Annotated in this window: 1 protein-coding gene; it reads right to left on the bottom strand. The window is 64.3% G+C overall.

All coding sequences use genetic code 11. The features are described 5' to 3' along the window. Positions 1–390, bottom strand: a 390-nt coding sequence (locus tag RNB18_RS52885; RefSeq protein ID WP_311721162.1) for an MMPL family transporter, incomplete at its 3' end; no start/stop codon positions are given. Between the last annotated feature and the right edge of the window lie 22 nt (positions 391–412).

Genomic DNA, 412 nt, shown 5'->3' with positions numbered 1-412 from the left:
GATGATGGCCGGCCCCAGGGTCAGGGCGGCGACAACGCCGGTGACCATGCCGATGGCCAGCGGGATGCCCAGCGACTGGAAATACGGAAGGTTGGTGAAGTGTAGGCACAGCGTGGCGCCGGCGATGGTCAGGCCCGAGCCCAGCACCACGTGGGCGGTGCCGTGGAACATCGTGTAGTAGGACTGTTCCCGGTCCTCACCGACACTTCGGGCTTCTTGGTATCGGCCTATCAGGAAGATCGCGTAGTCGGTGGACGCCGCGATGGCCAGCGTCACCAACAGGTTGGTGGCGAATGTCGACAGGCCGATGATGTTGTAGTAGCCCAGAGCGGCGACGACGCCGCGGGCGGCCGACAGTGACAGCACCACCATGACCACGGTGATCCTCACCCTGGTCATGGTGGTGCTGTCA

The organism is Streptomyces doebereineriae (genome assembly GCF_031845645.1).
GTDB classification, from domain to species: domain Bacteria; phylum Actinomycetota; class Actinomycetes; order Streptomycetales; family Streptomycetaceae; genus Streptomyces; species Streptomyces canus.
Note: the sequence above shows the minus strand (reverse complement) of the source record. Positions and strands in the feature narration are given on the sequence as shown.